This window comes from Streptomyces sp. NPDC059002 (assembly GCF_042740435.1).
GTDB lineage: Bacteria > Actinomycetota > Actinomycetes > Streptomycetales > Streptomycetaceae > Streptomyces.
In genome coordinates this window covers 72,380-99,088 of sequence record NZ_JBHYJI010000007.1, presented here as the reverse complement: position 1 = coordinate 99,088, position 26,709 = coordinate 72,380, and the positions used below count along the sequence as shown (strand labels likewise).

General features: G+C 71.9%; 19 protein-coding genes and 1 tRNA gene. 18 read left to right on the top strand and 2 right to left on the bottom strand.

Going from position 1 to position 26,709, the window contains the following annotated elements:
- Positions 1 to 426: 426 nt before the first annotated feature.
- Positions 427 to 1,251 carry an HAD family hydrolase gene (locus tag ACFWZ2_RS09220; protein ID WP_384543958.1) on the bottom strand — a complete coding sequence of 275 codons (825 nt, stop codon included), beginning with the start codon at positions 1,249 to 1,251 and terminating at the stop codon, positions 427 to 429.
- A gap of 511 nt (positions 1,252 to 1,762) precedes the next feature.
- On the opposite strand from ACFWZ2_RS09220, the gene ssd reads away from it, so the two are divergent.
- The 7 genes from ssd (at position 1,763) to ACFWZ2_RS09185 (ending at position 6,963) form a co-directional block, all read left to right on the top strand.
- On the top strand, positions 1,763 to 2,911 hold the full coding sequence (ssd, locus tag ACFWZ2_RS09215; RefSeq protein ID WP_384543956.1) for a septum site-determining protein Ssd: 1,149 nt from the start codon (positions 1,763 to 1,765) through the stop codon (positions 2,909 to 2,911).
- A complete protein-coding gene (locus tag ACFWZ2_RS09210; RefSeq protein WP_384543954.1) occupies positions 2,908 to 4,083 on the top strand; it encodes a TadA family conjugal transfer-associated ATPase in 1,176 nt (391 codons plus the stop codon). The genes ssd and ACFWZ2_RS09210 overlap by 4 nt, the downstream gene beginning before the upstream one ends.
- An 8-nt stretch (positions 4,084 to 4,091) precedes the next feature.
- Entirely contained in the window at positions 4,092 to 4,967 is an 876-nt protein-coding gene (locus ACFWZ2_RS09205) for a type II secretion system F family protein (protein ID WP_384544183.1), read from the top strand.
- Between the two features lie 233 nt (positions 4,968 to 5,200).
- Positions 5,201 to 5,788 carry a type II secretion system F family protein gene (locus ACFWZ2_RS09200; RefSeq protein WP_384543952.1) on the top strand — a complete coding sequence of 196 codons (588 nt, stop codon included), beginning with the start codon at positions 5,201 to 5,203 and terminating at the stop codon, positions 5,786 to 5,788.
- 137 nt (positions 5,789 to 5,925) lie between these two features.
- The gene (locus ACFWZ2_RS09195) at positions 5,926 to 6,129 is read left to right on the top strand and encodes a DUF4244 domain-containing protein (RefSeq protein WP_384543950.1); all 204 of its coding nucleotides are present in this window, start codon (positions 5,926 to 5,928) and stop codon (positions 6,127 to 6,129) included.
- Positions 6,116 to 6,508, top strand: coding sequence for a TadE family type IV pilus minor pilin (locus ACFWZ2_RS09190; protein WP_384543948.1), 393 nt, complete (start codon positions 6,116 to 6,118; stop codon positions 6,506 to 6,508). The genes ACFWZ2_RS09195 and ACFWZ2_RS09190 overlap by 14 nt, the downstream gene beginning before the upstream one ends.
- A complete protein-coding gene (locus ACFWZ2_RS09185) occupies positions 6,505 to 6,963 on the top strand; it encodes an Rv3654c family TadE-like protein (RefSeq protein WP_384543946.1) in 459 nt (152 codons plus the stop codon). Before ACFWZ2_RS09190 ends, ACFWZ2_RS09185 begins: the two co-directional genes overlap by 4 nt.
- Here the strand turns inward: ACFWZ2_RS09185 and ACFWZ2_RS09180 are convergent.
- On the bottom strand, positions 6,920 to 9,394 hold the full coding sequence (locus tag ACFWZ2_RS09180; RefSeq protein WP_384543944.1) for a DEAD/DEAH box helicase: 2,475 nt from the start codon (positions 9,392 to 9,394) through the stop codon (positions 6,920 to 6,922). The two genes, ACFWZ2_RS09185 and ACFWZ2_RS09180, sit on opposite strands and share 44 nt — an antisense overlap.
- A gap of 80 nt (positions 9,395 to 9,474) precedes the next feature.
- On the opposite strand from ACFWZ2_RS09180, the gene bldG reads away from it, so the two are divergent.
- The 11 genes from bldG to ACFWZ2_RS09125 all read left to right on the top strand — a co-directional run bounded on the left by bldG (position 9,475) and on the right by ACFWZ2_RS09125 (position 26,531).
- Positions 9,475 to 9,816 carry an anti-sigma factor antagonist BldG gene (bldG, locus tag ACFWZ2_RS09175; RefSeq protein WP_003975386.1) on the top strand — a complete coding sequence of 114 codons (342 nt, stop codon included), beginning with the start codon at positions 9,475 to 9,477 and terminating at the stop codon, positions 9,814 to 9,816.
- A gap of 130 nt (positions 9,817 to 9,946) precedes the next feature.
- Positions 9,947 to 10,387 carry an ATP-binding protein gene (locus ACFWZ2_RS09170; RefSeq protein WP_384543942.1) on the top strand — a complete coding sequence of 147 codons (441 nt, stop codon included), beginning with the start codon at positions 9,947 to 9,949 and terminating at the stop codon, positions 10,385 to 10,387.
- Positions 10,388 to 10,704: 317 nt separating this feature from the next.
- A complete protein-coding gene (locus ACFWZ2_RS09165; protein WP_384543940.1) occupies positions 10,705 to 13,107 on the top strand; it encodes a sodium-translocating pyrophosphatase in 2,403 nt (800 codons plus the stop codon).
- A 272-nt stretch (positions 13,108 to 13,379) separates the two neighbouring features.
- Entirely contained in the window at positions 13,380 to 13,967 is a 588-nt protein-coding gene (locus tag ACFWZ2_RS09160; protein ID WP_384543938.1) for a small secreted protein, read from the top strand.
- A 210-nt stretch (positions 13,968 to 14,177) separates the two neighbouring features.
- Positions 14,178 to 15,707 (top strand): methyltransferase, encoded by a 1,530-nt coding sequence (locus tag ACFWZ2_RS09155; RefSeq protein ID WP_384543936.1) that lies wholly within the window; start codon positions 14,178 to 14,180, stop codon positions 15,705 to 15,707.
- A gap of 338 nt (positions 15,708 to 16,045) precedes the next feature.
- Positions 16,046 to 16,243 (top strand): hypothetical protein, encoded by a 198-nt coding sequence (locus ACFWZ2_RS09150; protein WP_384543934.1) that lies wholly within the window; start codon positions 16,046 to 16,048, stop codon positions 16,241 to 16,243.
- A gap of 830 nt (positions 16,244 to 17,073) precedes the next feature.
- The gene (topA, locus tag ACFWZ2_RS09145; protein WP_384543933.1) at positions 17,074 to 19,911 is read left to right on the top strand and encodes a type I DNA topoisomerase; all 2,838 of its coding nucleotides are present in this window, start codon (positions 17,074 to 17,076) and stop codon (positions 19,909 to 19,911) included.
- A gap of 168 nt (positions 19,912 to 20,079) precedes the next feature.
- A complete protein-coding gene (tmk, locus tag ACFWZ2_RS09140; RefSeq protein WP_384543931.1) occupies positions 20,080 to 23,295 on the top strand; it encodes a dTMP kinase in 3,216 nt (1,071 codons plus the stop codon).
- Positions 23,296 to 23,441: 146 nt separating this feature from the next.
- On the top strand, positions 23,442 to 24,647 hold the full coding sequence (locus ACFWZ2_RS09135; RefSeq protein ID WP_384543929.1) for a DNA polymerase III subunit delta': 1,206 nt from the start codon (positions 23,442 to 23,444) through the stop codon (positions 24,645 to 24,647).
- A 151-nt stretch (positions 24,648 to 24,798) separates the two neighbouring features.
- Positions 24,799 to 26,373: an alpha/beta hydrolase gene (locus ACFWZ2_RS09130; RefSeq protein ID WP_384543927.1), complete on the top strand. Its 1,575-nt coding sequence runs from the start codon at positions 24,799 to 24,801 to the stop codon at positions 26,371 to 26,373.
- An 84-nt stretch (positions 26,374 to 26,457) separates the two neighbouring features.
- Positions 26,458 to 26,531: transfer RNA gene (locus ACFWZ2_RS09125), tRNA-Thr, on the top strand.
- Positions 26,532 to 26,709: the final 178 nt, after the last annotated feature.

The window sequence follows — 26,709 nt, the reverse complement described above, 5'->3', positions numbered from 1 at the left end:
CTCAGGCCCAGGCAAGGGTTTCAGGGTCCGGACAAGGGTTGCGGCGGTACGGGAATCCGTACCGCCGCTGGCATGTCCACCGGGTTACCAAGCGTCCTCGAAGTGTTGCCCATCAGGTCGGGAACGTAGCCCGTCACCTGGTGCGGCTGGCCCGTAATCGACGGGTCGACGTCGCGTGGGTGCTCGATGTTCATGCTTCGGTCCGTGGGGCCTTGGTTGCGTTTAAAGGTAATCCTCTCGGATGTCCTTGGTCTCGCGGGCCGTTGACTCCTTTGTACTCCTGTCCTGGGGCAAGCGGAAGTCCTGGCTGCACTTCTTTACTTTTAGGTTCAAACAGGTGTGAATCGGACGCCGGGTTTCGGCCGGTGCTCCGAGCCGGGTCCCGGGGCGCGTTCCGGGACGGCCGCCTTCGCCCGAGGCCGCAGGTCAGCTCGCTGCCGCGCGGCGGCGGCTCGCGAACCAGACGAGGCCCGCCGTGGCCGCCGCGGCGCCGACCGCGGCCGCCGCGACCAACGCCGGTCGGGTCGGCGCGGGCAGGCGCTGCTTGAGCCGCACCGGCCGATGGAAGTCGAGGATCGGCCATTCGCGCGCGAGGGCCTCCTTGCGCAGCGCACGGTCCGGGTTGACCGCGAAGGGGTGGCCCACGGCCTGGAGCATCGGCAGGTCGGTCGCCGAGTCGCTGTAGGCGTAGCAGCGGTCCAGGGCGTACCCCTCGGACTGCGCGAGCTCCTTGATCGCCTCCGCCTTGGTGGGGCCGTACGCGTAGTACTCCACCTCACCCGTGAAGCAGCCGTCCTCGCCCACCACCATGCGGGTCGCCACCACCCGGTCCGCGCCGAGGAGTTCACCGATCGGCTCGACGACCTCAGCGCCCGACGTGGAGACGATGACGACGTCGCGGCCGGCGGTGTGGTGCTCCTCGATGAGGGACGCGGCCTCGTCGTAGATGATCGGGTCGATCAGGTCGTGCAGGGTCTCCGCGACGATCTCCTTGACCTGTTGCACGTTCCAGCCGCGGCACAGCGCGGACAGGTACTCGCGCATCCGTTCCATCTGGTCGTGATCGGCCCCGCCCGCGAGGAAGACGAACTGCGCGTACGCGGTGCGCAGTACCGCCCTGCGGTTGATCAGGCCGCCTTGGTAGAACGACTTGCTGAAGGTGAGCGTGCTCGACTTCGCAATGACCGTCTTGTCCAGGTCAAAGAACGCGGCGGTGCGAGGCAAGGAGTGGTTTTCCACGAGGCCGAGCATAGGCGCCCACCATTCGGCGTAAGCTGAGGCGCGTGGGTTTGCCTGAGAAGGCTCTCGGGTACACCATGGAAGTCACGGATCGTTCGCGACCGTGCTAACCCGGTCTGGCTCCTCCCCCCCCGAGTCGGACCGTGGGGACGACCCCCGCTCTCCCCCCCGGCGGGGGTCGTCGCATGTCCGGATGGGTTTTTGGCCCTCCGTTGATCCCTCAATCGGCCTACTGGTCCCTCTGATCGCCGTCGAGGCGCTCTCTTCCCCTGTCCAAGATTCGTCACTGTGTGTAGCTGTGAGGCTGCGCTGTGGAAGTCGGTGGGATGTCACCGGTATGGGTGACGGGGATATTCACAGCCAACGTCTTGTCCACAGTTATTGACCAAGATCCACACGATTTCCCGGCTCGCCGCACGCTGTTTCTGCTCGTTCCACTCGCGAAGTTCATGGCCGGATTGCTTTGTCCGGTTCTTCGCGGGCACGGGATGCGGCATTCACAGGGGCTTGCGGTGAGAGGGGGATGGAGAGCGTGGGTGGAGTCATTTCGCACGACAGGGCGGCGCCGTCCGACGGGCGGCAGACCGGACCGCTGATCGTCACGGAGGACGTGGAACTGCTCGACGACTTGCTGCGGCTGTGCGCCGCGGCGGGCGCACGGCCCGAGGTGCATCACGGCGGGCCCAAGGGAAGAGAGGGCTGGGACACGGCGCCGCTCGTGCTCGTCGGGGACGACGCGGCGGACCGGGTGCGCGGGGCCGCGCGCCGCAGGGGCGTCGTCCTCGTGGGGCGGGATCAAGACGATTCCGGGGTCTGGCAGCGAGCGGTGGAGATCGGCGCCGACCACGTGCTGGTCCTGCCCGACGGAGAGCAGTGGCTGGTCGACCGCATCGCCGACGTGGCGGAAGGCGTGGGCCGGCCCGCGCTCACCATCGGGGTCATCGGCGGCCGCGGCGGGGCCGGGGCATCCACGCTGGCCTGCGCCCTCGCGGTCACCGCGGCGCGGGCCGGGCACCGCACGATGCTCGTCGACGCCGACCCGCTGGGCGGGGGACTCGACGTCCTGCTGGGCGGCGAGGCGGCCGACGGACTGCGCTGGCCCGCCTTCGCCGCGTCGCGGGGCAGGGTCGGCGGCGGAGCGCTGGAGGAGTCGCTGCCGGAGCTGCACGCGCTGCGGGTCCTGAGCTGGGACCGGGGCGAGGTGGTGACTGTCGCTCCCGAGGCCGTACGAGCGGTCCTCACGGCCGCCCGCAGACGCGGCGGAGTGGTGGTCGTGGATCTGCCGCGCCGGGTGGACGAGGCGGTCGCGGAGGCGCTGGACCAGGTGGACCTCGGGCTCCTCGTGGTGCCCGCCGAGCTGCGTGCCGTGGCGGGGGCGCGGCGGGTCGCGTCGGCCGCGGGGATGGTGCTGCGCGATCTGCGCGTGGTCGTCGCCGGGGGAGCGGGCTCCGGAGGATTCGGTGGGCGCGGCGGACCCGGTGGGCTCGCATCGGAAGAGGTCGCGCGGCTGCTCGGGCTGCCACTGGTCGGCGAAGTCCCCTGGGAGGCCGGACTGTTGGCGGCACAGGACGGCGGGGTGCCGCCCGGGGGTGCCGCGCGCGGACCGCTGGCGCAGTTCTGCGCCGCCTTCTGGGGCCGGGTGCCCGTCGGCGCGACGGGAGGCGACGCATGAGCGCGGTGGTCGGCGCCCGGATGCTGGACGGGGTGCGGCAGTGGCTCGCGGAGAGCGGCACGGAGCCGACCCCGGCCCGGGTGGCCGAGGCGCTCCGAGCACAGGGCAAGGTGCTTGGCGACGCGGAAGTCCTCGGTGCGGCAGCCCAGTTGCGATCGGAGCTGGTGGGCGCGGGCCCCCTTGAACCGCTGCTTGCGGATGCCTCAGTGACCGACGTACTGGTTTCCGCGCCCGACCGGGTGTGGGTGGACAGGGGCGGCGGCCTGGAGCTCACCGGAGTCACCTTCCGGGACGCGGCCGCGCTGCGGCGGCTCGCACAGCGCCTGGCGGCAGTGGCGGGGCGCAGGCTCGACGACGCGAGGCCCTGGGTGGACGCCCGACTCCCGGACGGGACACGGCTGCACGCGGTGCTGCCACCGGTCGCCGTGGGCTCGACCTGTCTCTCGCTGCGAGTCGTGCGGCCCCGCGCCTTCACCCTCGCGGAACTCGTCGCGGCGGGGACGGTCCCGCCCGGCGGGGACCGCGTGCTGCGAGCCCTGCTCGACGCCCGGCTGTCCTTCCTGATCAGCGGCGGCACGGGCAGCGGCAAGACGACCCTGCTGAGCGCGTTGCTCGGCCTGGTCGGACCCAAGGAGCGGATCGTGCTCGCCGAGGACTCCGCGGAGTTGCGGCCCGAACACCCGCACGTGGTGCGGCTGGAGGCGAGACCCGCGAACCAGGAAGGGGTCGGTCTCGTCGGCCTCGACGACCTGGTCCGCCAGGCGCTGCGGATGCGGCCCGACCGGCTGGTGGTCGGCGAGGTGCGCGGCGCGGAAGTGACCCATCTGCTGGCCGCGCTCAACACGGGACATGAGGGCGGCTGCGGCACGGTGCATGCGAACGCCGCGGGGGATGTGCCCGCCCGGTTGGAGGCCTTGGGTACGGCCGCGGGGCTCGACCGTGCCGCGCTGCACAGCCAGTTGGCGGCGGCGCTGTCGGTGGTGATCCATCTCGTACGCGACCGGGCAGGCCGCCGTCGGATCGCCGAGGTGCATGTGCTGGAGCGGGCCGCGTCGGGCCTGGTGGTGACCGTGCCCGCGCTGCGGTGGGGCGAGCGCGCGTTCACCAAGGAGGCCGGATGGGACCGGCTGAACTCACTTCTCGCCGACGGGGTTTGGGGTGATGCGGAGTGAGTGCTCCGATGTGGGCGGCTGCGCTGTGTGCGGGGAGCGCGGCCTGGTTGACGGGGGCGCGGGACCTGCGGGGGCGACGGGTGCGCGCGGTGCTCGGGGGCGGTGCGCCGGAAGGGACGGATCGGTGGTCCTGGCGGCGGGTCGTCGCGGCCCGGCGGGCGCGGGTGCGGCATGAGTGGTGGTGCCTTGCGGTCGGGCTGGTGCTCTCCCTGCTGGGGGAGTCCGTGGTGCCGATGGCCCTGGGGGCGGCAGGGGTGCCGGTGGCGCGGCGCGTGCGGCGGGCCAGGGATGCGCGGCGAGTGCGGGAGCGGAGGGGCGACGAGGTGATCGCGCTGTGCGGTGCGCTCGCAGGCGAGGTGCGGGCGGGGCGGCAGCCGGGGGAGGCGCTGTGCGTGGCCCTCGGCGAGGTGCCTGGCGGGAGTGCTGATGGGAGTGGCAGGGGGCGGGATGCCGAGGGTGGCGCGGGCCGGTGTGCGGTGCTGGCCGCGGCACGGTTCGGAGGTGACGTGCCGGGCGCGCTCGGGGAGGCGGCGAGGGAACCCGGTGCGGAAGGGCTGGTCGGGCTCGCGGCGTGCTGGCGGGTGGCGGTGGACCGCGGCGCGGGGCTCGCGGCGGGGCTCGAGCGCCTTGAGGCTGCGTTGCGCGCGGAGCGTGATCAACGGGCGGATCTGCGGGCCCAGTTGGCAGGTGCGCGCTCTACGGCCGTGCTGCTCGCCGGACTGCCCGTCCTTGGACTGCTGATGGGCACGGCGCTCGGCGCGGACCCGCTGAGGGTGTTGCTGCATACGGGCGCGGGTCTTGGGTGCCTCGCGGCGGGCGGATTCCTTGAAGGCGTCGGGGTGTGGTGGGCGCTGCGGATCGTACGAGGGGCGGAGGGGCGATGAGCGTTGTCCACAAGCTGGGATTGGCCGCATGGTGCGTGGCGGCCGCGTCCTGGCTGGTGCTGGCGGTCGCGGCGGCGCGACGTGAGCGCGCGGTGCGCAGGCGGGCCGAGGAAGTGCTGGGGGTGGTGACCAGACCTCCGGCACGAGTTCGGGTTCCGGCACGAGTTCAGCCTCCGGCGCGAGCTCGGGCGAGGTGGCGGAACCGGTGGGCCGGGGCGCGCGGGTGGCTCGCGGTGGCCGGGGCGGTGAGTGCGGGCTATGTCCTGGTGGGTGGAGTCCCGGGGTGGCTGGTGGGGGCGGCTGCCGGGTACGGGGTGTGGCGCTGGCGACGGGGGCGTGAGGCCGGAGCCGGGGCGGACGGGCGGGGCGATGTCGCGGAGGTGGCGCGACAACTGCCCTTGGCGGCTGATCTGTTGGCGGCCTGTGTCGCTGCCGGGGCGAGCCCGGTGGTGGCCGCGCGGGCCGTCGGGGAGTCGCTGAAAGGGCCGGTGGGCGCAAGTCTGGCGCGGGGTGCGGCCGAGGTGCGGTTCGGCGCCGAACCAGGCGTCGCGTGGCGGCAGTTGAGCGCGATACCGGGTGCGGGGGCGCTGGCCCGGCTCCTGGAGCGGATGGGCGAGTCCGGCGCCCCCGCCGCGGAACCGGTGGCGCGGGTCGCCGCGGACGCACGGGCCGAACGGGGGCGGGTGGCGACGGCCGCGGCGCGGAGAGCGGCGGTGCTGATGACGGCGCCCGTGGGGCTGTGCTTCTTGCCGGCGTTCGTGGCGGTCGGGGTGCTGCCGGTGGTGATCGGGCTGGCGGACGGGCTGTTGAGCGTCAGGTGAGGGCCCGTGGAGCACGGGCGGGTGGGGTCGGCGAGCGAGTGGTCCGGCGAGCAAGTGCCGAGTTCCAGCGAGCAGGCAACGCAGTGAGCAAGTGATCGAGCAGGGCATCAACAGGATGCGTCTTCATGGGGGTTGAGATGGCTGGACAGGTGTGGGCGCGCGGGCTGCGGCGGCGGGCTCGTGCGGTGGGCAGGGACGCCGGGATGGTCACTTCCGAGTACGCGATGGGGCTGATCGCGGCGGTGGGGTTCGCCGGGCTGCTCTACAAGGTGGTGACGAGCGGGCAGGTCAGGGCGGCTCTGCAGGCGGTGGTGGAGAAGGCGCTCGATGTCCAGTTCTGAGTGGATGCGGCGGGCCAGGGGGCGATGCCGGGACCGGGGGTTCGTGACGGCGGAGGCGGCCGTGGTGCTGCCCACCCTGGTGCTGTTCACGATGGCGCTGATCTGGGCGCTGCTGGCCGCGTGCGCGCAGATCCAGTGCGTGGACGCGGCCAGGGCGGGGGCCCGCGCGGTGGCCCGGCAGGACCCGGACGGCGTGGCTGTCGCGGCGGCACGGCAGGCGGCGCCGCGCGGGGCGGGGGTGTCCGTGCGGCGTGACGGCGACCTGGTGCGCGTCGAAGTCACGGCGGACTCACCAGGCCCCGCGGCACTGGGGCTCGGGCTCCGACTGCGGTCGGAGGCGGTGGCGTTGGCGGAGGAGACGGTGGGGGTGGGCGGATGAGGGGCGGGAGGTGGCGCGGCGCGGGCCGGGACCGGGGTGCGGCCACGGTGTGGGTGGTCGTCGTGATGGCGGTCCTCTGCGTGGTGTGCGGGGCGGTGCTCGCGATGGCGCAGGTGATCGTGGCCCGGCATCGGGCGGGCGGCGCGGCGGACTTGGCGGCTCTCGCGGCGGCGGATCGCTGGGGAGAGGGGCGGGCCGAGGCGTGCGACGCGGCCGGGCGGGTGGCGCGGGCGCAGGACGCGCGGTTGGTGCGGTGCGCTGTGTACGGGGAGGTGTCCGAGGTCCGGGTGTCGGCGGAGGCTGGGCCCTTCGCCGCGGAGGTGGACTCTGGGGCGGGGCCTGCGGGGCCTGCGGGGCAGGTGGGACCGGGGCAGGTGGTTGTTGAGGCTGCCGGGCGTTCCAGCCCCCGCGTCAGCTGGGGGTCGTGGGAGGGGGCGTGGGCGGCGCGTCCTTGAGGAGGGTGGTGAGGAGGCGGACGGCGCCGCGTTTGTGCAGGGGGTCGTTGCCGTTGCCGCACTTCGGGGACTGGATGCAGGAGGGGCAGCCCGCCTCGCATTCGCAGGAGGCGATGGCCTGGAGCGTGGCAGTGAGCCACTCGCGGGCCGTGTGGAAGGCCCGTTCGGCGAATCCTGCGCCGCCGGGATGGCCGTCGTAGACGAAGACCGTGGGAAGGAGGGTGTCCGGATGGAGCGGGATCGATACGCCGCCGATGTCCCAGCGGTCGCAGGTCGCGAAGAGCGGCAGCATGCCGATGGAGGCGTGCTCGGCGGCGTGCAGGGCGCCGCCGAGGATCTCGGGATTGACGCGGGCGGCGTCCAGTTGGTCCTCGGTGACGGTCCACCACACCGCGCGGGTGCGGAGCGTGCGAGGGGGCAGGTCGAGCTTCGTCTCGCCGAGAACTTCGCCCGTGATGAGTTTTCTGCGGAGGAAGGAGACGACCTGGTTGGTGACTTCGACGGAGCCGTAGCAGAGGCGCCCCTCGCCCCAGGGGACCTCGACGTCCGTCTCCAGGATGGAGATCGCCGTGGTGTCGCGCGCGGTCGTGGAGTACGGCGGCACGGCCTCCTCGACCAGGGCGACGGAGTCCTCCAGGTCGAGGCGGCGCACCAGATACGTACGGCCCTGGTGGAGGTGGACCGCGCCCTCGTGGACGGTGGTGTGCGCGGCGGACGCGTCGACGGTGCCGAGCAGTCGTCCCGTGCCCTCCTCGACGATCTGGACCGGCTTGCCGCCCTCGCCGCGGATGTCGGTGAGGTCGGCGGCCCGTTCGCGGCGGGTCCAGTGCCAGGCCTTCGTGCGGCGGCGCAGCAGCTTCGCGGCCTCGAGTTGCGGGAGCAGTTCCTCGGTCGCCGGGCCGAAGAGCTTCAAGTCGTCGTCGGTGAGCGGGAGTTCCGCGGCGGCGGCGCAGAGGTGGGGTGCCAGGACGTAGGGGTTGTCGGGGTCGAGGACCGTGGACTCCACGGGCTGCTGGAAGAGCGCCTCGGGGTGGTGGACGAGATACGTGTCCAGCGGGTCGTCGCGGGCGACGAGGACGGCGAGTGCGCCCTGGCCGGAGCGGCCTGCCCGTCCCGCCTGCTGCCAGAGAGAGGCCCGGGTCCCGGGGTAGCCCGCGATGACGACGGCGTCCAACCCCGATACGTCGACGCCCAGTTCGAGGGCGGTGGTGGCGGCGAGGCCGAGGAGTTCGCCGGAGTGCAGGGCGCGCTCGAGGGCGCGGCGTTCCTCGGGCAGATAGCCGCCCCGGTAGGCGGCGACGCGGCGCGGCAGTGCGCGGTCGACCTCGGCGAGGCGTTCCTGGGCGATCACCGAGATCAGCTCGGCGCCGCGCCGGGACCGCACGAAGGCGACCGAGCGGACACCCTGCACGGTCAGGTCGGTCAGCAGGTCCGCCGTCTCCGCGGTGGCGGTGCGGCGGACGGGGGCGCCCTTCTCGCCGTGGAGTTCGGTGAGAGGGGGTTCCCAGAGGGCGAAGACGAGGTCGCCGCGGGGTGAGGCGTCGTCGGCGACCTCGCGCACGGGCAGGCCGGTGAGGCGCTGCGCGGACTGGGCCGGTTCGGCGGAGGTGGCGGAGGCGAGGAGGAAGACGGGCTCGGAGCCGTAGCGGGCGCAGAGGCGGCGCAGCCGGCGCAGGACCTGGGCGACGTGGGAGCCGAAGACGCCGCGGTACGTGTGGCATTCGTCGATGACGACGTAGCGCAGGGAGCGCAGGAAGGAGGACCAGCGCGGGTGGGAGGGAAGTATCCCGCGGTGCAGCATGTCGGGGTTGGTCAGCACGTAATTGGCGTACTGGCGCACCCACTCGCGTTCCTCGACAGGGGTGTCGCCGTCGTACACGGCGGGCCGGATCGCGTTGCCGAGGGGGGCCGCGAGTTCGCGCACGGCGCGGCGCTGGTCGGCGGCGAGGGCCTTGGTCGGGGCCAGGTACAGGGCGGTCGTGCCGCGCCCGTTGGGGGCTTCGGAGCCGTCGAGCAGGGACGAAAGGACGGGGGTGAGATAGGCCAGGGACTTGCCGGATGCGGTGCCGGTGGCGACGACCACGGATTCGCCGTCGAGGGCGTGCTCGGCGGCCAGTGCCTGGTGGGCCCAGGGGTGCTCGATGCCCGCGGCCTGGACGGCGGAGATGACCTCGGCGCGGATGCGGTCGGGCCAGACGGCATACCGGGCCGCGCGTGGGGGCAAGTGCTCCGTATGAGTGACGCGCGAAGCACGGCTCGGCCCCGCGGTGAGCCGGTCCAGGACCGTCCGCGGGGGCGTGTGTGCCGGGGCGCCCGAAGCGGGTCCTCCGGGAGGGGAAATTTTGGCCATCGGCATCGAGTGTGTCACTGGCGGGATGGACAATGGTCCCAAGGCGTCGTGCACGCCTGCCGGTAAGTGATTGAATGCCATCGCGGCTGGCGATCCGTCCTGGGGGCTCTGCCGAGGTGTCCCGAGGGATGACCGCTCGATAGCAAGGTGCTGGAGGATCCGTGGACCTGTCCCTGTCGACCCGTACCGTCGGCGATCGTACGGTCGTCGAGGTCGGTGGCGAAATCGACGTATATACCGCGCCCAAGCTGCGCGAGCAGTTGGTCGAGTTGGTGAACGACGGCAGTTTCCACCTTGTCGTCGACATGGAGGGCGTGGACTTCCTCGACTCCACCGGACTCGGCGTGCTGGTCGGCGGCCTGAAGCGAGTGCGCGCCCATGAGGGCTCGCTGCGCCTGGTCTGCAACCAGGAGCGCATTCTCAAGATCTTCCGCATCACCGGCCTCACCAAGGTGTTCCCCATCCACACCTCGGTCGAGGAAGCGGTCGCGGCCACCGACTGAGTGCCGGTCGGCCGAGGCCGACCGGGCGGCAGCCGGACGTCCCGGGCTTCGGCCCGGGACGGCAGTACAGCAGGGGACCGGGCCTGCGGCCCGGCCCTCTGACAGCACGCGCGTATGTCGAGGGGGATGCATGGCCACCGTTGAACTCCGCTTCAGCGCGCTGCCCGAGCACGTCAGGACCGCCCGCCTCGTGGCGGCCGCGGTCGCGCGCAGGGCCGGGGTGGACGAGGCCGTACTCGACGAGGTCAGGCTCGCGGTCGGCGAGGCCTGCACGCGTGCCGTGGGACTTCACCAGAGCGCCGGTGTGACGGAGCCGGTGCGGGTCGCGCTGATCGAGGACGAGAAGCAGTTCTCCATCGAGGTGGGCGACGAGGCGCCGCGTGCCGCTCCGGGTGACCGGGTGCCGGGTGTGCGGGCCGGTGCCGGTGACGATCTGGAGGCCGAGGGCGAGGATGAGATGGGTCTCGCCGTCATCAGTGGTCTCGTGGACGACGTGGAGGTCACCGCGGGTGCGTCCGGTGGCCTGATCCGGATGAGCTGGCCGACCACTCCCGCGCCGCTTCTGCCCTGATCTCCTGCCGCTCCCGCCCCGGCGGCCGAGCGGCTCCCGCCGTCGACTTCCGCACACCCGTCGTACGCGCTGCGCAGGCCCTGTCACCACCACGGTGAACAGGGCCTTTCCTTTTTCTGATCATTTACCGGGCCGGTTCGGCGATCTTTCGTCAACGCTTTTGAGGCATTACCGCTTTCGGGGTCAATCCGCGCCGACGATCATTTGCTGAGTAGCAATCTCCGGTCAATTCCGTTTGTGGCGCTCTGTTTTGATCAGGTTCAGCTCCCTACAATCCGTCCACATCTTGAGCTCAGCCCAAGCGTCAAGGAGGACGAATGGCGGGGCTTTCTACCCCTCATCAGATTGACCACCCCTCAACCTTCGCAGCCGCAGTACTGACCGACGACAACCGCCTCATCGTGATGGTCATCGCGGCCGTCGCGCTCGCGGCGCTCGTGGTCGCCGGTGTCCTGGTGCGCCAGGTGCTCGCGGCCGGCGAGGGCACCGACAGCATGAAGAAGATCGCGGCGGCGGTCCAGGAAGGCGCCAATGCCTATCTGGGGCGGCAGTTGCGCACTCTCGGCGTATTCGCCGTCGTGGTGTTCTTCCTGCTCATGCTGCTGCCCGCGGACGACTGGAATCAGCGCGCCGGACGATCGATCTTCTTCCTGATCGGTGCGGCGTTCTCGGCGACCACCGGCTATATCGGTATGTGGCTCGCCGTACGCAGCAATGTGCGTGTGGCGGCCGCCGCCCGAGAGGCCACTCCGGCGGAAGGCGAGCCCGAAAAGGATCTCACCGCCGTCTCGCACAAGGCCATGAAGATCGCTTTCCGCACGGGCGGCGTCGTCGGCATGTTCACGGTGGGGCTCGGTCTTCTGGGCGCCTCCTGTGTGGTGCTCGTCTACGCGGCCGACGCGCCGAAGGTGCTCGAAGGCTTCGGCCTCGGCGCCGCGCTGATCGCGATGTTCATGCGTGTCGGCGGCGGCATCTTCACCAAGGCCGCCGACGTCGGCGCCGACCTGGTCGGCAAGGTCGAGCAGGGCATTCCGGAGGACGATCCGCGCAATGCCGCGACCATCGCCGACAACGTGGGCGACAACGTCGGCGACTGTGCCGGTATGGCCGCCGACCTCTTCGAGTCGTACGCCGTCACGCTCGTCGCCGCGCTGATCCTCGGCAAGGTGGCGTTCGGCGACTCCGGACTCGCCTTCCCGCTGCTCGTGCCCGCCATCGGTGTCGTCACCGCGATGATCGGCATCTTCGCGGTGGCGCCCCGGCGCTCCGACCGCAGCGGCATGAGCGCCATCAACCGCGGCTTCTTCATCTCCGCGGTCATCTCGCTGGCGCTCGTGGCCGCGGCCGTCTTCGTCTATCTCCCGTCGACGTACGCGGACTTGGACGGGGTCACGGACGCGGCGATCAAGGGCCATGACGGCGATCCGCGGCTCCTCGCGCTCGTCGCCGTCGCCATCGGCATCGTGATGGCCGCGCTGATCCAGCAGCTCACCGGCTACTTCACCGAGACCAACCGGCGTCCCGTGAAGGACATCGGCAAGACCTCGCTCACCGGTCCGGCCACCGTCGTCCTCGCCGGGATCTCCGTGGGTCTCGAATCGGCCGTCTACACCGCGCTGTTGATCGGGCTCGGTGTGTACGGGGCGTTCCTGCTCGGCGGTACGTCGATCATGCTCGCCCTGTTCGCGGTGGCGCTCGCCGGTACCGGACTGCTCACCACCGTCGGCGTGATCGTCGCCATGGACACTTTCGGCCCCGTCTCCGACAACGCGCAGGGCATCGCCGAGATGTCCGGCGACGTCGAGGGCTCGGGCGCGCAGGTGCTCACCGACCTGGACGCCGTCGGCAACACCACCAAGGCCATCACCAAGGGCATCGCCATTGCCACCGCGGTCCTCGCGGCGTCGGCGCTCTTCGGCTCGTACCGCGACGCCATCGCGGAAGCGGCCAAGGACGTCGGCGAGAAACTGGGCGACGGCGCCCCGATGAACCTGGTGATGGACATCTCACAGCCCAACAACCTGGTGGGCCTGATCCTCGGCGCCGCGGTCGTCTTCCTCTTCTCGGGGCTGGCGATCAACGCGGTGTCGCGATCCGCGGGCGCCGTGGTCTACGAGGTGCGGCGGCAGTTCCGCGAGCACCCCGGGATCATGGACTACAGCGAGGAACCGGAGTACGGACGCGTCGTCGACATCTGCACCAAGGACGCGCTGCGCGAACTGGCCACACCCGGTCTGCTCGCCGTGCTCACGCCGATCGCGGTCGGCTTCTCGCTCGGCGTCGGCGCGCTCGGCGCGTTCCTCGCGGGCGCGATCGGCACGGGCACGCTGATGGCGGTCTTCCTCGCCAACTCCGGTGGTGCCTGGGACAACGCGAAGAAGCTCGTCGAGGACGGGCACCACGGAGGCAAGGGCAGCGAGGCCCATGCCGCGGTCGTCATCGGCGACACCGTGGGCGACCCGTTCAAGGACACCGCGGGCCCCGCGATCAACCCCCTGCTGAAGGTGATGAACCTCGTGGCGCTGCTCATCGCGCCCGCGGTCGTCAAGTTCAGCTACGGCGACGACGCGAGCGTCGGGATGCGGGTGCTGATCGCGGTGCTCGCCATCGCGGTCATCGTCGGCGCGGTCTACGTCTCCAAGCGGCGGGGCATCGCCGTCGGGGACGAGGGCAACTCCGAGCGGGTGGCCAAGTCACCCGATCCTGCGGTGGTTTCGTAGCCAGGATCCGGGAATCCGCGGCTCCGGGACCGGGGCCGCGTGACTCGGGGACCGGGGCTTTGTGACTCCCGGTCGGGCTCTGCCCAACACACGGGCGGGCGGCGCTTTTTGATGCGCCGTCCGCCCGTCGGTGTGCCGGGGCGCGCCGTGAGCCTTCTCTCGCGCCGTTCGCTCCGCCATCCCTTGGTGCAAATGGCTGCAATAGCGGTTGTACCGGACCCCCGGCATGCGGTTGTCGCCCAGTTGGCGTGTAAGTTCCGGGGCCGAGAGCCATGGAAGGGACCAATCCGGTGAACAAGAAGCTTGCAGCCGCACTGTCCGGCGGTGCGGTACTGGTACTCGCGTTGTCCGGGTGCAGCAGCGACGACGGCAACAAGAAGCTGGACGACTGGGCCAAGAAGGTCTGTGACTCCGTGCAGCCGCAGTCGAAGAAGATCGCGGACGCCAACGCCGCGATCCAGAAGGAGACCTCGGACAACAGCTCGCCGGCCGACGTCCAGAAGACCGACTCCAAGGCGTTCCAGGACATGTCCGACGCCTACAAGGCGATGGGCGCCTCCGTGAAGAGCGCGGGCGCGCCGCCGGTCGACGGCGGGCAGAAGAAGACGGACGACGCCGTCAAGGAACTCAACGCCATCTCCAAGTCGTACGAAGGCCTCAAGAAGCAGGTCGACGAACTCGACACCAAGGACCAGGCGGACTTCGCGGACGGCCTCAAGAACATCGCGGGCGAGCTGGACAAGCTGAGCAAGAGCGGGAACGAGGCGCTGGAGAAGCTGCAGGAGGGGGAGGTCGGCAAGGCGATGGGGAAGCAGGACAGCTGCAAGAGCGCGTCCGCTTCGCCGTCTGCCAAGAGCTGAGCCCCTTTCTTACGCTGCCTCGGCGCCGGGGGAATGACCCTCCGTGCCGGGGCAGTGTCGTGTTCGCCGCACCCGGCGACGTGGGCTGTGCCCACCCTTCCCCAAGCTCTCGGCTCCGCTCGAGCAGGGGAGACCCCACTCGCCCTGCGGAACGCCCGCCCACAGCGGCGGGGCCTGTCCGCAGCGGCAGTCGCAGCGGTTGCGGCCACAATGGATGGTGTGAGTAACGCCAGCCTCCCCCTGCCCTCGTCCGATCGCATCGATGTCGCCGCCTCTCTGCGTGGTGCTCTGGTCGGTGCCGACTTCACCGCCGATGGGCTGCTTGAGCTGCTCGGGGCGCCCGCATACGCCGCGCTCGCGCGGAGTGAGACCGTGCCCGCTCTGCGGGCCACCCGTGGAGACGGGGCGCTCGCGGCGCTCGTACGGCTCTTCCTGTTGCAGGAATCCGTGCCCCACGCGCGCGTGGCGGACGTTCTGCCCGTCGGTGCTCTTCTGGAGAGCGGGTGGCTGGCCGAGGAGGACGGTGCGCTGCGGGCCACCGTGGACGTACGGCCGTATGGCGGGCCGAGCGGTGAGGACTGGTTCATCGTCTCCGACCTGGGCTGTGCGGTCGGGGGCGCCGGCGGCATCGGCAGCCGGGAGGAAGGCGTCGTCCTCGGGGTCGGCGGCGCGTCCACGACGCTCGCGGGGATCACGGTGCGCACGCCCGTCGCGAGCGCGCTCGACCTCGGTACCGGCTCCGGCATCCAGGCGCTGCACGCCGCGCAGCACGCCACGCGCGTGACCGCGACCGACCTCAATCCCCGGGCGCTGCACTTCACCCGGCTCACGCTCGCGCTGTCCGGGGCCCCGGAGGCGGACCTCAAGGAGGGTTCGCTCTTCGATCCCGTGGCCGACGAGACGTACGACCTGATCGTCTCGAACCCGCCCTTCGTGATTTCGCCGGGGGCGCGGCTCACCTACCGCGACGGCGGGATGGGCGGGGACGATCTGTGCCGGTCGCTCGTTCAGGAGGCGGGGGAGCGGTTGAACGAAGGGGGGTACGCGCAGTTCCTCGCCAACTGGCAGCACGTGGAGGGTGAGGACTGGCAGGACCGGCTGCGGTCCTGGGTGCCGCGCGGCTGCGACGCGTGGATCGTGCAGCGCGAGGTGCAGGACATCACGCAGTACGCCGAGCTGTGGCTGCGGGACGCGGGGGACCACCGCACGGACCCCGCCGAGTACGCGGCGCGGTACGACGCGTGGCTGGACGAGTTCGAGGCGCGGGGGACGCGTGCCGTCGGGTTCGGCTGGATCACGCTCAGGAAGACCGGGGCCGCCGAGCCGTCCATCACGGTGGAGGAGTGGCCGCACCCCGTCGAGCAGCCGCTCGGCGAGACGGTGCAGGAGTTCTTCGAGCGGCAGGAGTACCTGCGCACGCACGACGACGCCGCGCTGCTCGCCGGGCACTTCAAGCTGGCCGACGAGGTCGTGCAGGAGCAGGTCGGGCTGCCGGGCGCCGAGGACCCGGAGCACGTCGTGCTGCGCCAGCACCGCGGGATGCGGCGGGCCACCAAGGTGGACACCGTGGGCGCCGGGTTCGCCGGGGTGTGCGACGGGTCGCTGAGCGCCGGTCGGATCCTGGACGCCATCGCGCAACTGGTCGGGGAGGACCCGGTGTTGCTGCGGGACCGGACGCCCGCGCAGATCAGGCTGCTCGTCGGGCAGGGCTTTCTGCTGCCGGTGGGTGGGGAGGCGTAGCGGGGTGCCGGTCGGCCGGTGCCGGGAAGCGGATCCTGGGGCGCGGTCGACCGGCGGGTCGGCCGCCGCGCGGGCGGGACGGAATTCGGCCAACATCCGGGTCGTGCCGGGGCATTCGGCCTGATCCGGCCGCCGGAGGTGATCCTCGAACGGGTGACGTGGCGGCCGGGGTGCGGTACGGCAGGTTCCGGGCGGGCCGCCTCCGCTCGCGGGCGGCGGTCATGTCCCCGACTGTGCGTGGCCCGGCGTTCACCCGGATTTCGCGCTCCCGATTCCCGTACGTGTCAGCCTCCAGGCCGGGAATCCGGTACGGGACTCCGGTACGGGGAGGCAGAGACATGGAGAGCGCACCAGCGATCTTCGCCGGCTTGGTGTTCGCGCTGTTCGGTGCGGTGCTGCTGTTGTGGACGGGAGTCCGCGTAGCGCACCGTGCGCCGGTCGCCGAGGGTGTGAACCCCGTCGCATCGGCGACCCTCGCCGCCGTCGCGGGCTCGGGCGCCCTCGCGCTCGGGGTGTGGTGCTTCACACGGCTGTGAGGCGGGGGTGGGGCCGGGGCGTCGCGGGCTTGGGCGCGGGGGACCTCGGGGCTGAACCGGAGTCGACCGGGGCTTCGGGGCGTAACCAGTGCCGAACGGTGGCCCTCGGGAGCCGCCAGAGCAGCCCTCGGGACTGACGAGCACCGACTGGTGGCCCTGAAACCGCCCCTCCCACAACCAGGAGCCCCGAAAGCGCCCCGCGCAACCAGGAGCCGCAGGACTGCTCCGCACCAACCAGCAGCCCCCGCCCCCCACTAACCACCAGCCCTCAGATGTGACCACCGCCAACCGGAAGCATTCAGCACTGCCCGATGCCGACCGGAAGCGCCGGGGCTGACCGGCGCCGAGCAGCGTGCGACTGGCGCGCGGGCGGCGTGCTCGTGCCGGAGGGGCTGGTTCCAGAGGGCGGCGGACTCCCCGCTTCCGGACCGCCGTACGGACCCGCCGCCGGACCGTCCACTTCCGGCCCGATCACCGAGGCAACCTCCCGTCCCGCCCGGCTCCCCTCCTTCCGCACCACGGAATCCCCACCCGCCCGCGATCGTCACGGCACGACGGCCCCGCCACGGTGGCGAGGCGTCGGCGCACCGGACCCGGCCCGTTCCCGGCGTCGAAACAGCAGGTCGGCACTCCGGGCGGCAGGAATGGCGGTAGTCGGGTTACCGTTCGAGTGGCCGTTGCGGGCTTTTCCCGTTTGACACGGGGGCGGGATGTACCGTCACACTCCGCAGCGTCAGCGCAACGCAAGCCGTGCGAGCGCTGCCACCGCACAGCCACGAGCACTGCCACCGCGCACTGCCACCGAGCGTCGACCGGAGAGAAGAGCGAAGTTGTCCCCGACCAGCGAGACCGCACAGGGCGGCCGCCGACTCGTCATCGTCGAGTCGCCTGCCAAGGCGAAGACGATCAAGAGCTACCTCGGCCCCGGCTACGTAGTCGAGGCCAGCGTCGGGCACATCCGTGACCTCCCCAACGGCGCCGCGGAGGTGCCCGAGAAGTACACCGGCGAGGTGCGCCGCCTCGGCGTGGACGTCGAGCATGACTTCCAGCCGATCTATGTCGTCAACTCCGACAAGAAGGCGCAGGTCAAGAAGCTCAAGGACCTGCTGAAGGACTCCGACGAACTCTTCCTCGCCACCGATGAGGACCGCGAGGGCGAAGCCATCGCGTGGCACCTCCTCGAGGTCCTGAAGCCCAAGGTCCCCGTCCACCGGATGGTCTTCCACGAGATCACCAAGGACGCGATCCGCGCCGCCGTCGCCAACCCGCGCGAGCTCAACAAGCGCATGGTCGACGCCCAGGAGACCCGCCGTATCCTCGACCGTCTGTACGGCTACGAGGTCTCGCCGGTCCTGTGGAAGAAGGTCATGCCGCGCCTGTCGGCCGGCCGTGTGCAGTCCGTGGCGACCCGTCTCGTCGTCGAGCGGGAGCGCGAGCGCATCGCCTTCCGCTCCGCCGAGTACTGGGACCTGACCGGCACCTTCGGCACCGGCCGCGCCGGTGACGCCTCCGACCCCTCGCAGCTGGTCGCCCGTCTCACCACGGTCGACGGCAAGCGCGTGGCGCAGGGCCGCGACTTCAACTCGGTCGGGCAGCTGAAGCCCAACAGTGCGGGCACGCTGCACCTGGACGAGGCCAACGCCCGTGCGCTCGCCGCCGCGCTCCAGGACACGAACTTCTCCGTACGTTCGGTCGAGTCGAAGCCCTACCGCCGCTCGCCGTACGCCCCGTTCCGTACGACGACGATGCAGCAGGAGGCGAGCCGCAAGCTCGGCTTCGGCGCGAAGGCCACGATGCAGGTGGCCCAGAAGCTGTACGAGAACGGCTTCATCACCTACATGCGTACGGACTCCACGACCCTGTCCGACACGGCGGTCGCGGCCGCCCGTGCGCAGGTCACGCAGCTCTACGGCAGCGACTACCTGCCGGACAAGCCGCGTACGTACGCCGGGAAGGTCAAGAACGCGCAGGAGGCGCACGAGGCGATCCGTCCGTCGGGTGATCGTTTCCGCACGCCCGCCGAGACCGGCCTGACCGGCGACCAGTTCCGGCTCTACGAGCTGATCTGGAAGCGGACCGTCGCCTCCCAGATGAAGGACGCGACGGGCAACTCCGTCACGGTCAAGATCGGTGGCCGTGCCGCCGACGGCCGCGACGCCGAGTTCAGCGCGTCCGGCAAGACCATCACCTTCCACGGCTTCCTCAAGGCGTACGTCGAGGGCGCCGACGACCCGAACGCCGAGCTGGACGACCGCGAGCGCAGGCTCCCGCAGGTCAACGAGGGCGACGCGCTCACCGCCGACGAGATCTCGGTCGACGGCCACGCGACCAAGCCCCCGGCCCGCTACACCGAGGCCTCGCTGATCAAGGAGCTCGAAGAGCGCGAGATCGGCCGCCCCTCGACGTACTCGTCGATCATCGGCACGATCCTGGACCGCGGATACGTCTTCAAGAAGGGCACGGCCCTCGTGCCGTCCTTCCTGTCGTTCGCCGTGGTCAACCTCCTGGAGAAGCACTTCGGCCGGCTCGTCGACTACGACTTCACCGCGCGCATGGAGGACGACCTCGACCGCATCGCGCGCGGCGAGGCGCAGGCCGTGCCGTGGCTCAAGCGCTTCTACTTCGGCGAGGGCGAGGGCACCGGCGGTGCCGCCGACGCGGGCAACGGCGACGGCGACCACCTCGGCGGCCTCAAGGAACTCGTCACCGACCTGGGCGCCATCGACGCCCGCGAGGTGTCGTCCTTCCCCGTCGGCGACGACATCGTGCTCCGCGTCGGGCGCTACGGCCCCTACATCGAGCGCGGCGAGCGCGACTCCGAGAACCACCAGCGCGCCGACATCCCCGACGACCTCGCCCCGGACGAGCTGACCGTCGAGTACGCGGAGGAGCTGCTCGCCAAGCCGAGCGGTGACTTCGAGCTCGGCGCCGACCCGGCCACGGGCCACCAGATCGTCGCCAAGGACGGCCGCTACGGCCCGTACGTCACCGAGGTGCTCCCCGAGGGCACCCCGAAGACCGGCAAGAACGCGGTCAAGCCGCGCACGGCGTCGCTCTTCAAGTCCATGTCGCTCGACACGGTCACCCTCGCCGACGCCCTCAAGCTGATGTCCCTGCCGCGCGTGGTGGGTGCCGACGCCGAGGGCGTGGAGATCACCGCGCAGAACGGCCGGTACGGCCCGTATCTGAAGAAGGGCACCGACTCGCGCTCCCTGGAGACCGAGGAGCAGCTCTTCACCATCACGCTGGACGAGGCCCTGGAGATCTACTCCAAGCCGAAGCAGCGGGGCCGCGCCGCCGCGAAGCCGCCGCTGAAGGAGCTCGGCGAGGACCCGGTCAGCGGAAAGCCGGTGGTCGTCAAGGACGGTCGCTTCGGGGCGTACGTCACCGACGGCGAGACGAACGCGACGCTGCGGGCGGCGGACTCCGTCGAGGACATCACTCCGGAGCGGGGCTATGAGCTCCTCGCGGAGAAGCGGGCGAAGGGCCCGGCCAAGAAGACCGCCAAGAAGGCGGCGAAGAAGGCCCCCGCGAAGAAGACCGCGGCCAAGAAGACGGCGGCCAAGAAGACCACGGCCGCCAAGAAGACCACCGCAAAGAAGACGGCGACCAAGAAAACCACCGCCAAGAAGGCGACGGCTTCCAAGAGCGCTGCTTCGGAGGAGTGACTTTCCGTGCCGGGTGCCTCGTCCAGAGGCGCCCGGCACCGTGGGCTGTGCCCGCTCTTTCCGCCCTGCGGAACGCCTGCCCACAACGGCGGCCGCCGCGCCCGGCAAGGGCGGCCGTATGTTCGGGCAGGCACACGGGGAGGCAGTTCGTCCAGATAGGCTGGACGGATGACGCGTGCCGAGCAGCCAACGGCCGGAACCCCGGCCCCCGACGACGCCCTGGTCGCAGATTCCCGAGAGCGTGCCGTACGCGCCTTGCTGCGCGTACCGCAGCTGAAGCGACTGTGGAGTGCCCAGCTCGTCGGCAGTGTCGGCGACGCGCTCGCCCTGCTCGTCCTGGTGATCCTCACGCTCCAGGCGGCCATCTCCGAGGCGGCCTTCGGCGGTGGCTACCGGGGAGCTGCCTTCGCGGTGACCGCCGTCTTCGGAGCGCGCGTTCTCGCGACGCTGCTCTTCGGAGCTGTGCTTCTCGGCCCGCTCACCTCCCTCACGTCCCCGGACGGGCCGCTCGACCGGCGCTGGACCATGGTCGGGGCCGACGGAGTGCGGGCCGCGCTGCTGATCGTCGCGCCGCTGTGGGTCGACTGGACCCCGGACAACGCCCTCGCGATGGTCCTGGTGACCTCCTTCGTGATCGGCGTCGCCGAGCGGTTCTGGACCGTCGCCAGGGAAAGCGCCGCACCCGCGCTGCTGCCCGCGCCGCCCCCGGAGGGCGCGACGGTGCGGCCGCTGCCGGACCACATGGACGCGCTGCGCCGCCTGTCGCTGCGTACGGGATTCGTGGCACTGCCCCTCGCGGCCGCCGCGCTCGTCGGTATCACGCTCGTCGGCAACCTCCTCGGCGCCGGACTCGACTGGTTCGAGCTGCACCAGGCGGGGCTCGCCTCGTTCGTCGCGGCCGGGCTCTTCGCCGCGTCCCTCTCGATCGTCTACTTCCTCGAACTTCCCGGCACGCACACGCCACGCGCGCGTAGCCCCCTCGAAGGGCTCCGCAGGCCGCGCACCGGCAGCGGTACGGACAAGGGGCGCACGGGCGCCATTCCGCTGCTCGTCGCCGCCTGCGCCGCGATCGCCGGAGCCATCGCCGCGGCCGTCGCCGTCGGCGTGCTGCACGCCAAGGACCTGGGCGGCGGGCCCGTCACCTACGGCCTGATCGTCCTCGCCCTGACCGGCGGCACCGCCGTCGGCATCCGCACCGCGCCCGCCCTGCTGCCCTCGCTCTCGCGCCGCAGGCTGCTCGCCCTCGCCATCGCCCTCACCGGCATCGCGCTGCTCGCCGCGGGCCTCGTGCCCGATGTGACGACCGTGCTGCTGCTCCTCGGCCTCGCCGGGGTCTGCGCGGGCGTCGCGGCGAACACCGGGCACGCGCTGCTCGACCAGGAGGTCGAGGACTACCGCAGGGCCCGTACGACCGAGCACCTGCAGGCCGTCGTACGCCTGTGCATCGCACTCGGCGCGCTGGTGGCCCCCGTGGTGGCCGCCGGGATCGGGCCGCACCGGATGGTCAACGGCAAGTTCGTCTTCGACCACGGCGGCGCCTCCTTCACGCTCATGCTGGTCGGCGCGCTGCTCCTGCCGGTGGCCGCGCTCGTCCTCGCCAAGGCCGACGACCGGCAGGGCGTGCCGCTCAGGCACGACCTGCGGGACGCGCTGCGCGGCGGCGACGACCCGGTGCAACTGCCCGCGGCGACCGGTTTCTTCATCGCCTTGGAGGGCGGCGACGGAGCGGGCAAGTCGACGCAGGCCGAGGCGCTCGCCGAGTGGATCCGCGCCAAGGGCCACGAGGTCGTCGTCACCCGCGAGCCGGGCGCCACGCCCGTCGGCAAGCGGCTGCGGTCGATCCTCCTCGACGTGTCGTCCGCCGGTCTCTCGCACCGTGCCGAGGCACTCCTGTACGCGGCGGACCGCGCCGAGCACGTCGACACGGTCGTGCGGCCCGCGCTCGAACGCGGCGCCGTCGTCATCTCCGACCGGTACATCGACTCGTCCGTCGCCTACCAGGGCGCCGGTCGCGATCTGTCGCCCACCGAGGTCGCCCGCATCAACCGCTGGGCCACCGGAGGCCTCGTACCGCATCTGACGTGCCTGCTCGACGTGTCGCCCGAGGCCGCCCGCGAGCGGTTCACGGAGGCGCCCGACCGTCTCGAGTCGGAGCCCGCCGAGTTCCACGCGCGCGTACGGTCCGGTTTCCTGACGCTCGCCGCCGCCGACCCGGGCCGTTACCTGGTCGTCGACGCTTCCCAGGAGCCGGAGGCGGTCACGACCGTGATCCGGCACCGGCTCGACGTCGTACTCCCGCTCTCCGAGGCCGAGATCAAGGCGCAGGAGGAGGCCCGCAAGGCCGCCGAGGAAGAGGCGCGGCGCAAGGCCGAGGAAGAGGCCGCGCGCAAGGCCGAGGAGGAGCGTCTGGAGCGCGAGCGCCAGGAGCAGCTCGCCAAGCTCCGTGCCGAGGAGGAGGAGCGCAAGCGGCGCGAGCTGGAGGAAGCCCAGCGCCGCGAGGCCGAGCGGCAGGCCGAGGAGGCCAGGAAGCGCGCCGAGGAAGCCCGCCGCAAGGCCGAGGAGGAGCAGGCCAGGCTGCTCGCCGAGGAGAAGGTCCGGGCGGCCGAGGAGGCGCGGCGCCGCCGCGAGGAGGAGGAAGAGGCGCGGCTGCGGGCCGAGGCCGAGGAGCGCAGGCTGGAGAAGCAGCGCAAGGCGGAGGAGGCGCTGCTGCGGGCCGAGGAGGCGCGCCGGCTTGCCGCGGCACAGGCTGCGGCGGCGGCTCAGGCGTCGGCCGCGGCGCAGGCTCAGCCTCGGGCGGCGGGTCCGGCGCAGGGGTCGGCGCAGGGCGGCGGTTCGGGTTCGGGTGCGGGGGCCGGTGCGGGCTCCAGGGCTGGCTCGGGCTCCGGGTCCGGCGCGGGCAAGCGGTCGGGTGCCGGTTCGCGGTCGGGCTCTGGCTCGGGCTCGCGGGCCGCGGAACCCACCGTTCCCGACAACGAGACGACCGTGCCCACGCCCGTCGTGGTGCCGCCGTCCGGTCCCGCCGACGAGACGGCCGTATTGCCGCAGGTCGGGGCCGACGGGCCGGGGCCTGAGGACACCGCGGTGCTGCCGCAGCCGCCGGTGCCGGGGGCCGCGGACGAGACCGCGGTGCTGCCGCCCGTGCGGGAGGACAAGGTTCCGCCCGGCTACTTCCGGGACGAGCGCCCCTCGCCCGACGGGTCCGACGACCGTACGCGCGAGCTGCCGCAGGTCGACGAGCAGGGCGCGCCCAGGCAGCGGCCCCGCTCGGACTGGGCGGAGGAGACCCCGCTGGACGACCTGCCGTCCCTCGCGGACGAACTGCTCGGTTCGCACGACGACGAGGACGACGACCGCGGCGGACGCCGTGGCGGTCGCAGGCGCTGACCGCAGGGCCCCACGCCCGCATCGCCGTACATGCCGTGCCCCGCAGCGCTGTCAGGGTTGCGGGGCACGGCGTTGTCAGTGCCGTGTCCCACAATGAAACCCGACAGCGCGAAACGTGCGGAGAGCAAGGCGGAGGCGGTGACCCCATGAGCGTGTGGGACGACCTGGTGGGGCAGGAGCGCGTGAGCGAGCAGCTCGGGGCGGCGGCCCGGGATGCCGACGCGCTGGTCACCGCGGTCGCCGCGGACACCCCGCCGCCCGAGTCGTCGAAGATGACGCACGCCTGGCTGTTCACGGGCCCGCCCGGGTCGGGACGGTCCACGGCCGCGCGCGCCTTCGCCGCCGCGCTGCAGTGCACCAGCCCGGACCGCGCGCTCGGCGGCGCCCCCGGCTGCGGCTTCTGCGACGGCTGCCACACCAGCCTGGTCGGCACGCACGCGGACGTGGAGATCGTGCGCACCGACCTGCTGTCCATCGGCGTCAAGGAGACCCGCGACCTGGTCAGGCGCGCCCAGTTGTCGCCCGCGGGCGGACGCTGGCAGGTCATCGTCCTGGAGGACGCCGACCGCCTCACCGAGGGCGCGGGGAACGTCCTCCTGAAGGCCGTCGAAGAGCCCGCACCCCGCACCGTGTGGCTCCTGTGCGCGCCCTCCCTGGAGGACGTGCTGCCGACCATCCGCTCCCGTTGCCGGCACCTGACGTTGCGTACGCCTCCGGTGGCGGCCGTCGCCGACGTGCTCGTACGAAGAGACGGCATCGAGCCGGACGTCGCCGCGGCGGCGGCGCGGGCCACGCAGGGGCACATCGGCCGTGCCCGGCGGCTCGCGACCGACCCACGCGCGCGTGAGCGCAGGGCCGCCGTGCTCAAGCTGCCGCAGCGCGTGCAGGAGATCGGCGGCTGCCTGAAGGCCGCGCAGGAGCTGATCGACACCGCGACCGAGGACGCCAAGCAGGTCGCGGAGGAGATCGACACCAAGGAGACCGAGGAGCTGAAGGCGGCGCTCGGCGCGGCGCAGGGCGGCCGGATGCCGCGCGGCACCGCGGGCGTGATGAAGGACCTGGAGGACAAGCAGAAGCGCCGCAGGACCCGTACGCAGCGCGACAGCCTCGACCTCGCCCTCATCGACCTGACCGGGCTCTACAGGGACGTCCTTGCCCTGCAGCTGGGCTCGCAGGTCGCCATCGCCAACACCGAGGTGCAGGACATGCTGCAGCGCATGGCCGTGGGCACCTCGCCCGAGTCGACGCTCCGCCGCATCGAGGCCATCGGCGCCTGCCGCACCGCCCTGGACCGCAATGTGGCGCCGCTGCTCGCGGTCGAGGCGATGACGGTGGCGCTGCGGGCGGGGTGAGGGCGGGCCGCGCGGGGGCGGGTGCTGGACTGGGGCGGGATGAACGGCCGCGCGCGGCCCGCCGATTGACGGTGGCGGATTGCCGATTGACGCTGTCACCCGTACGAGTGCGACGAGTGATCGATCCACCTCGGAGAGTTAGTCTCGCGTGATGGACATCAGCCGTCGCGGCCGTCACAGCCGTCTCCTCTCCTTCCGTACCTGCGGCACCCTGCTCGTGACCACCGGGCTGCTCATCTCCGGCTGCTCGTCCGGGAGTTCGACGGCGGACGCCTCCATGGCCGCGCTGCCCCGCGCGACACCTTCGGAGCTCGCGCCGTACTACGGGCAGAAGCTGAGCTGGCACGAGTGCGGCGTGCCCGGGTTCCAATGCGCCTCGATGAAGGCCCCGCTCGACTACGCCAAGCCCGGCGCGGGCGACATCAAGCTGGCGGTGGCCCGCAAGCAGGCCACCAAGAAGAGCGGGCGGCTCGGCTCGCTCCTGGTCAACCCGGGCGGCCCCGGCGGCTCGGCGATCGGCTACCTCCAGTCGTACGCGGCACTCGGCTACCCCGAAGAGGTCAGGGCCCGCTACGACATGGTGGCCGTCGACCCGCGCGGCGTGGCCCGCAGCGAACCCGTGACCTGCCTGGACGGCAAGGGCATGGACGCGTACACGCAGACCGACGTCACCCCCGACGACCGGCGCGAGACCGGTGAACTCCGCACCGCCTTCGAGGAGTTCGCGGACGGCTGCAAAAAGCGTTCGGCGACGGTCCTGCCGCATGTCTCCACGGTCGAGGCGGCCCGCGACATGGACGTCCTGCGGGCGGCCATCGGCGACGAGAAACTGTCGTACGTCGGCGCCTCGTACGGCACGTTCCTCGGCGCGACGTACGCCGGGCTGTATCCGGAGCGCGTGGGCCGCCTCGTCCTGGACGGCGCGATGGACCCGGCGCTGCCCGCGCGCCGGATGAACCGCGACCAGACCGCCGGGTTCGAGACGGCGTTCCAGTCGTTCGCGAAGGACTGCGTGACGCGCGGCGCGGAGTGCCCGCTCGGCACGGGCACCCCCGAGTCGGCGGGCAAGCGCCTGAAGTCCTTCTTCGGCGAGCTGGACCGCACGCCCCTGGCCACGGGCGACAGCGGCGGCGGCCGCACACTCGGCGAGGCGCTCGCCACGACGGGCGTGATCGCCGCGATGTACGACGAGGGAGCCTGGCCCCAGCTGCGCGACGCGCTCACCTCCGCGATCAAGGAGCGGGACGGTGCGGGCCTGCTCGGGCTCTCCGACAGCTACTACGAACGCGACGGCGACGGCACGTACGCGAACCTCATGTTCGCCAACGCCGCCGTGAACTGCCTGGACCTGCCGCCGTCCTTCTCCTCCCCGGACGAGGTGCGCAAGGCGCTGCCCGACTTCGAGAAGGCGTCCCCCGTCTTCGGCGAGGGCCTCGCCTGGTCCGCGCTGAACTGCGCGTCCTGGCCGGTCAAGGCCACCGGCGAGCCCCACCGCATCGAGGCGAAGGGCGCGGCCCCCATCGTGGTCGTCGGCACCACCCGCGACCCCGCCACCCCCTACCGCTGGGCCCGCTCCCTGGCCTCCCAGCTCGACTCCGGCCGCCTCCTCACCTACGAGGGCGACGGCCACACGGCGTACGGCAGGGGCAGCGACTGCATCGACTCCACGATCAACACCTACCTCCTGGAAGGCGCCGCCCCCAAGGACGGAAAGCGCTGCTCATAGCCCTCCGAGGGGGGTGGACGGAGCACCCCCGGAAACTGTGTAGACTTGGGCGCGTTGCTGATCGCACCATGGTGCGGACGGCGCGCCGCCTTAGCTCAGATGGCCAGAGCAACGCACTCGTAATGCGTAGGTCTCGGGTTCGAATCCCGAAGGCGGCTCATCTTGAACCCCAGGTCACGTTTTCCGTGGCCTGGGGTTTTTGTTGCTCCGGGTGTGGCGGGGCACGGGGCCGGGGTGCCGTGGGATGCGTGGCCGGCGGCGGCTTTCCACTGCGGACTCCATGACCAGAAGTGGTTCAGGCCCTGCCGCGACCCCCACCTCATGGTGATGGGCTCG

What these genes read in the sequence shown, in the direction of transcription:
- ACFWZ2_RS09205 (WP_384544183.1), top strand. Translation starts at nt 4,092, where the DNA reads ATGTGGGCGGCTGCGCTGTGTGCGGGGAGCGCGGCCTGGTTGACGGGG.
- ACFWZ2_RS09195 (WP_384543950.1), top strand. Translation starts at nt 5,926, where the DNA reads ATGGCTGGACAGGTGTGGGCGCGCGGGCTGCGGCGGCGGGCTCGTGCG.
- ssd (WP_384543956.1), top strand. Translation starts at nt 1,763, where the DNA reads ATGGAGAGCGTGGGTGGAGTCATTTCGCACGACAGGGCGGCGCCGTCC.
- tmk (WP_384543931.1), top strand. Translation starts at nt 20,080, where the DNA reads ATGACGCGTGCCGAGCAGCCAACGGCCGGAACCCCGGCCCCCGACGAC.
- ACFWZ2_RS09220 (WP_384543958.1), bottom strand. Translation starts at nt 1,251, where the DNA reads ATGCTCGGCCTCGTGGAAAACCACTCCTTGCCTCGCACCGCCGCGTTC.
- ACFWZ2_RS09135 (WP_384543929.1), top strand. Translation starts at nt 23,442, where the DNA reads ATGAGCGTGTGGGACGACCTGGTGGGGCAGGAGCGCGTGAGCGAGCAG.
- ACFWZ2_RS09210 (WP_384543954.1), top strand. Translation starts at nt 2,908, where the DNA reads ATGAGCGCGGTGGTCGGCGCCCGGATGCTGGACGGGGTGCGGCAGTGG.
- ACFWZ2_RS09160 (WP_384543938.1), top strand. Translation starts at nt 13,380, where the DNA reads ATGGAAGGGACCAATCCGGTGAACAAGAAGCTTGCAGCCGCACTGTCC.
- ACFWZ2_RS09150 (WP_384543934.1), top strand. Translation starts at nt 16,046, where the DNA reads ATGGAGAGCGCACCAGCGATCTTCGCCGGCTTGGTGTTCGCGCTGTTC.
- ACFWZ2_RS09190 (WP_384543948.1), top strand. Translation starts at nt 6,116, where the DNA reads ATGTCCAGTTCTGAGTGGATGCGGCGGGCCAGGGGGCGATGCCGGGAC.
- ACFWZ2_RS09155 (WP_384543936.1), top strand. Translation starts at nt 14,178, where the DNA reads ATGGATGGTGTGAGTAACGCCAGCCTCCCCCTGCCCTCGTCCGATCGC.
- ACFWZ2_RS09185 (WP_384543946.1), top strand. Translation starts at nt 6,505, where the DNA reads ATGAGGGGCGGGAGGTGGCGCGGCGCGGGCCGGGACCGGGGTGCGGCC.
- ACFWZ2_RS09180 (WP_384543944.1), bottom strand. Translation starts at nt 9,394, where the DNA reads ATGGCATTCAATCACTTACCGGCAGGCGTGCACGACGCCTTGGGACCA.
- ACFWZ2_RS09130 (WP_384543927.1), top strand. Translation starts at nt 24,799, where the DNA reads ATGGACATCAGCCGTCGCGGCCGTCACAGCCGTCTCCTCTCCTTCCGT.
- ACFWZ2_RS09165 (WP_384543940.1), top strand. Translation starts at nt 10,705, where the DNA reads ATGGCGGGGCTTTCTACCCCTCATCAGATTGACCACCCCTCAACCTTC.
- ACFWZ2_RS09170 (WP_384543942.1), top strand. Translation starts at nt 9,947, where the DNA reads ATGGCCACCGTTGAACTCCGCTTCAGCGCGCTGCCCGAGCACGTCAGG.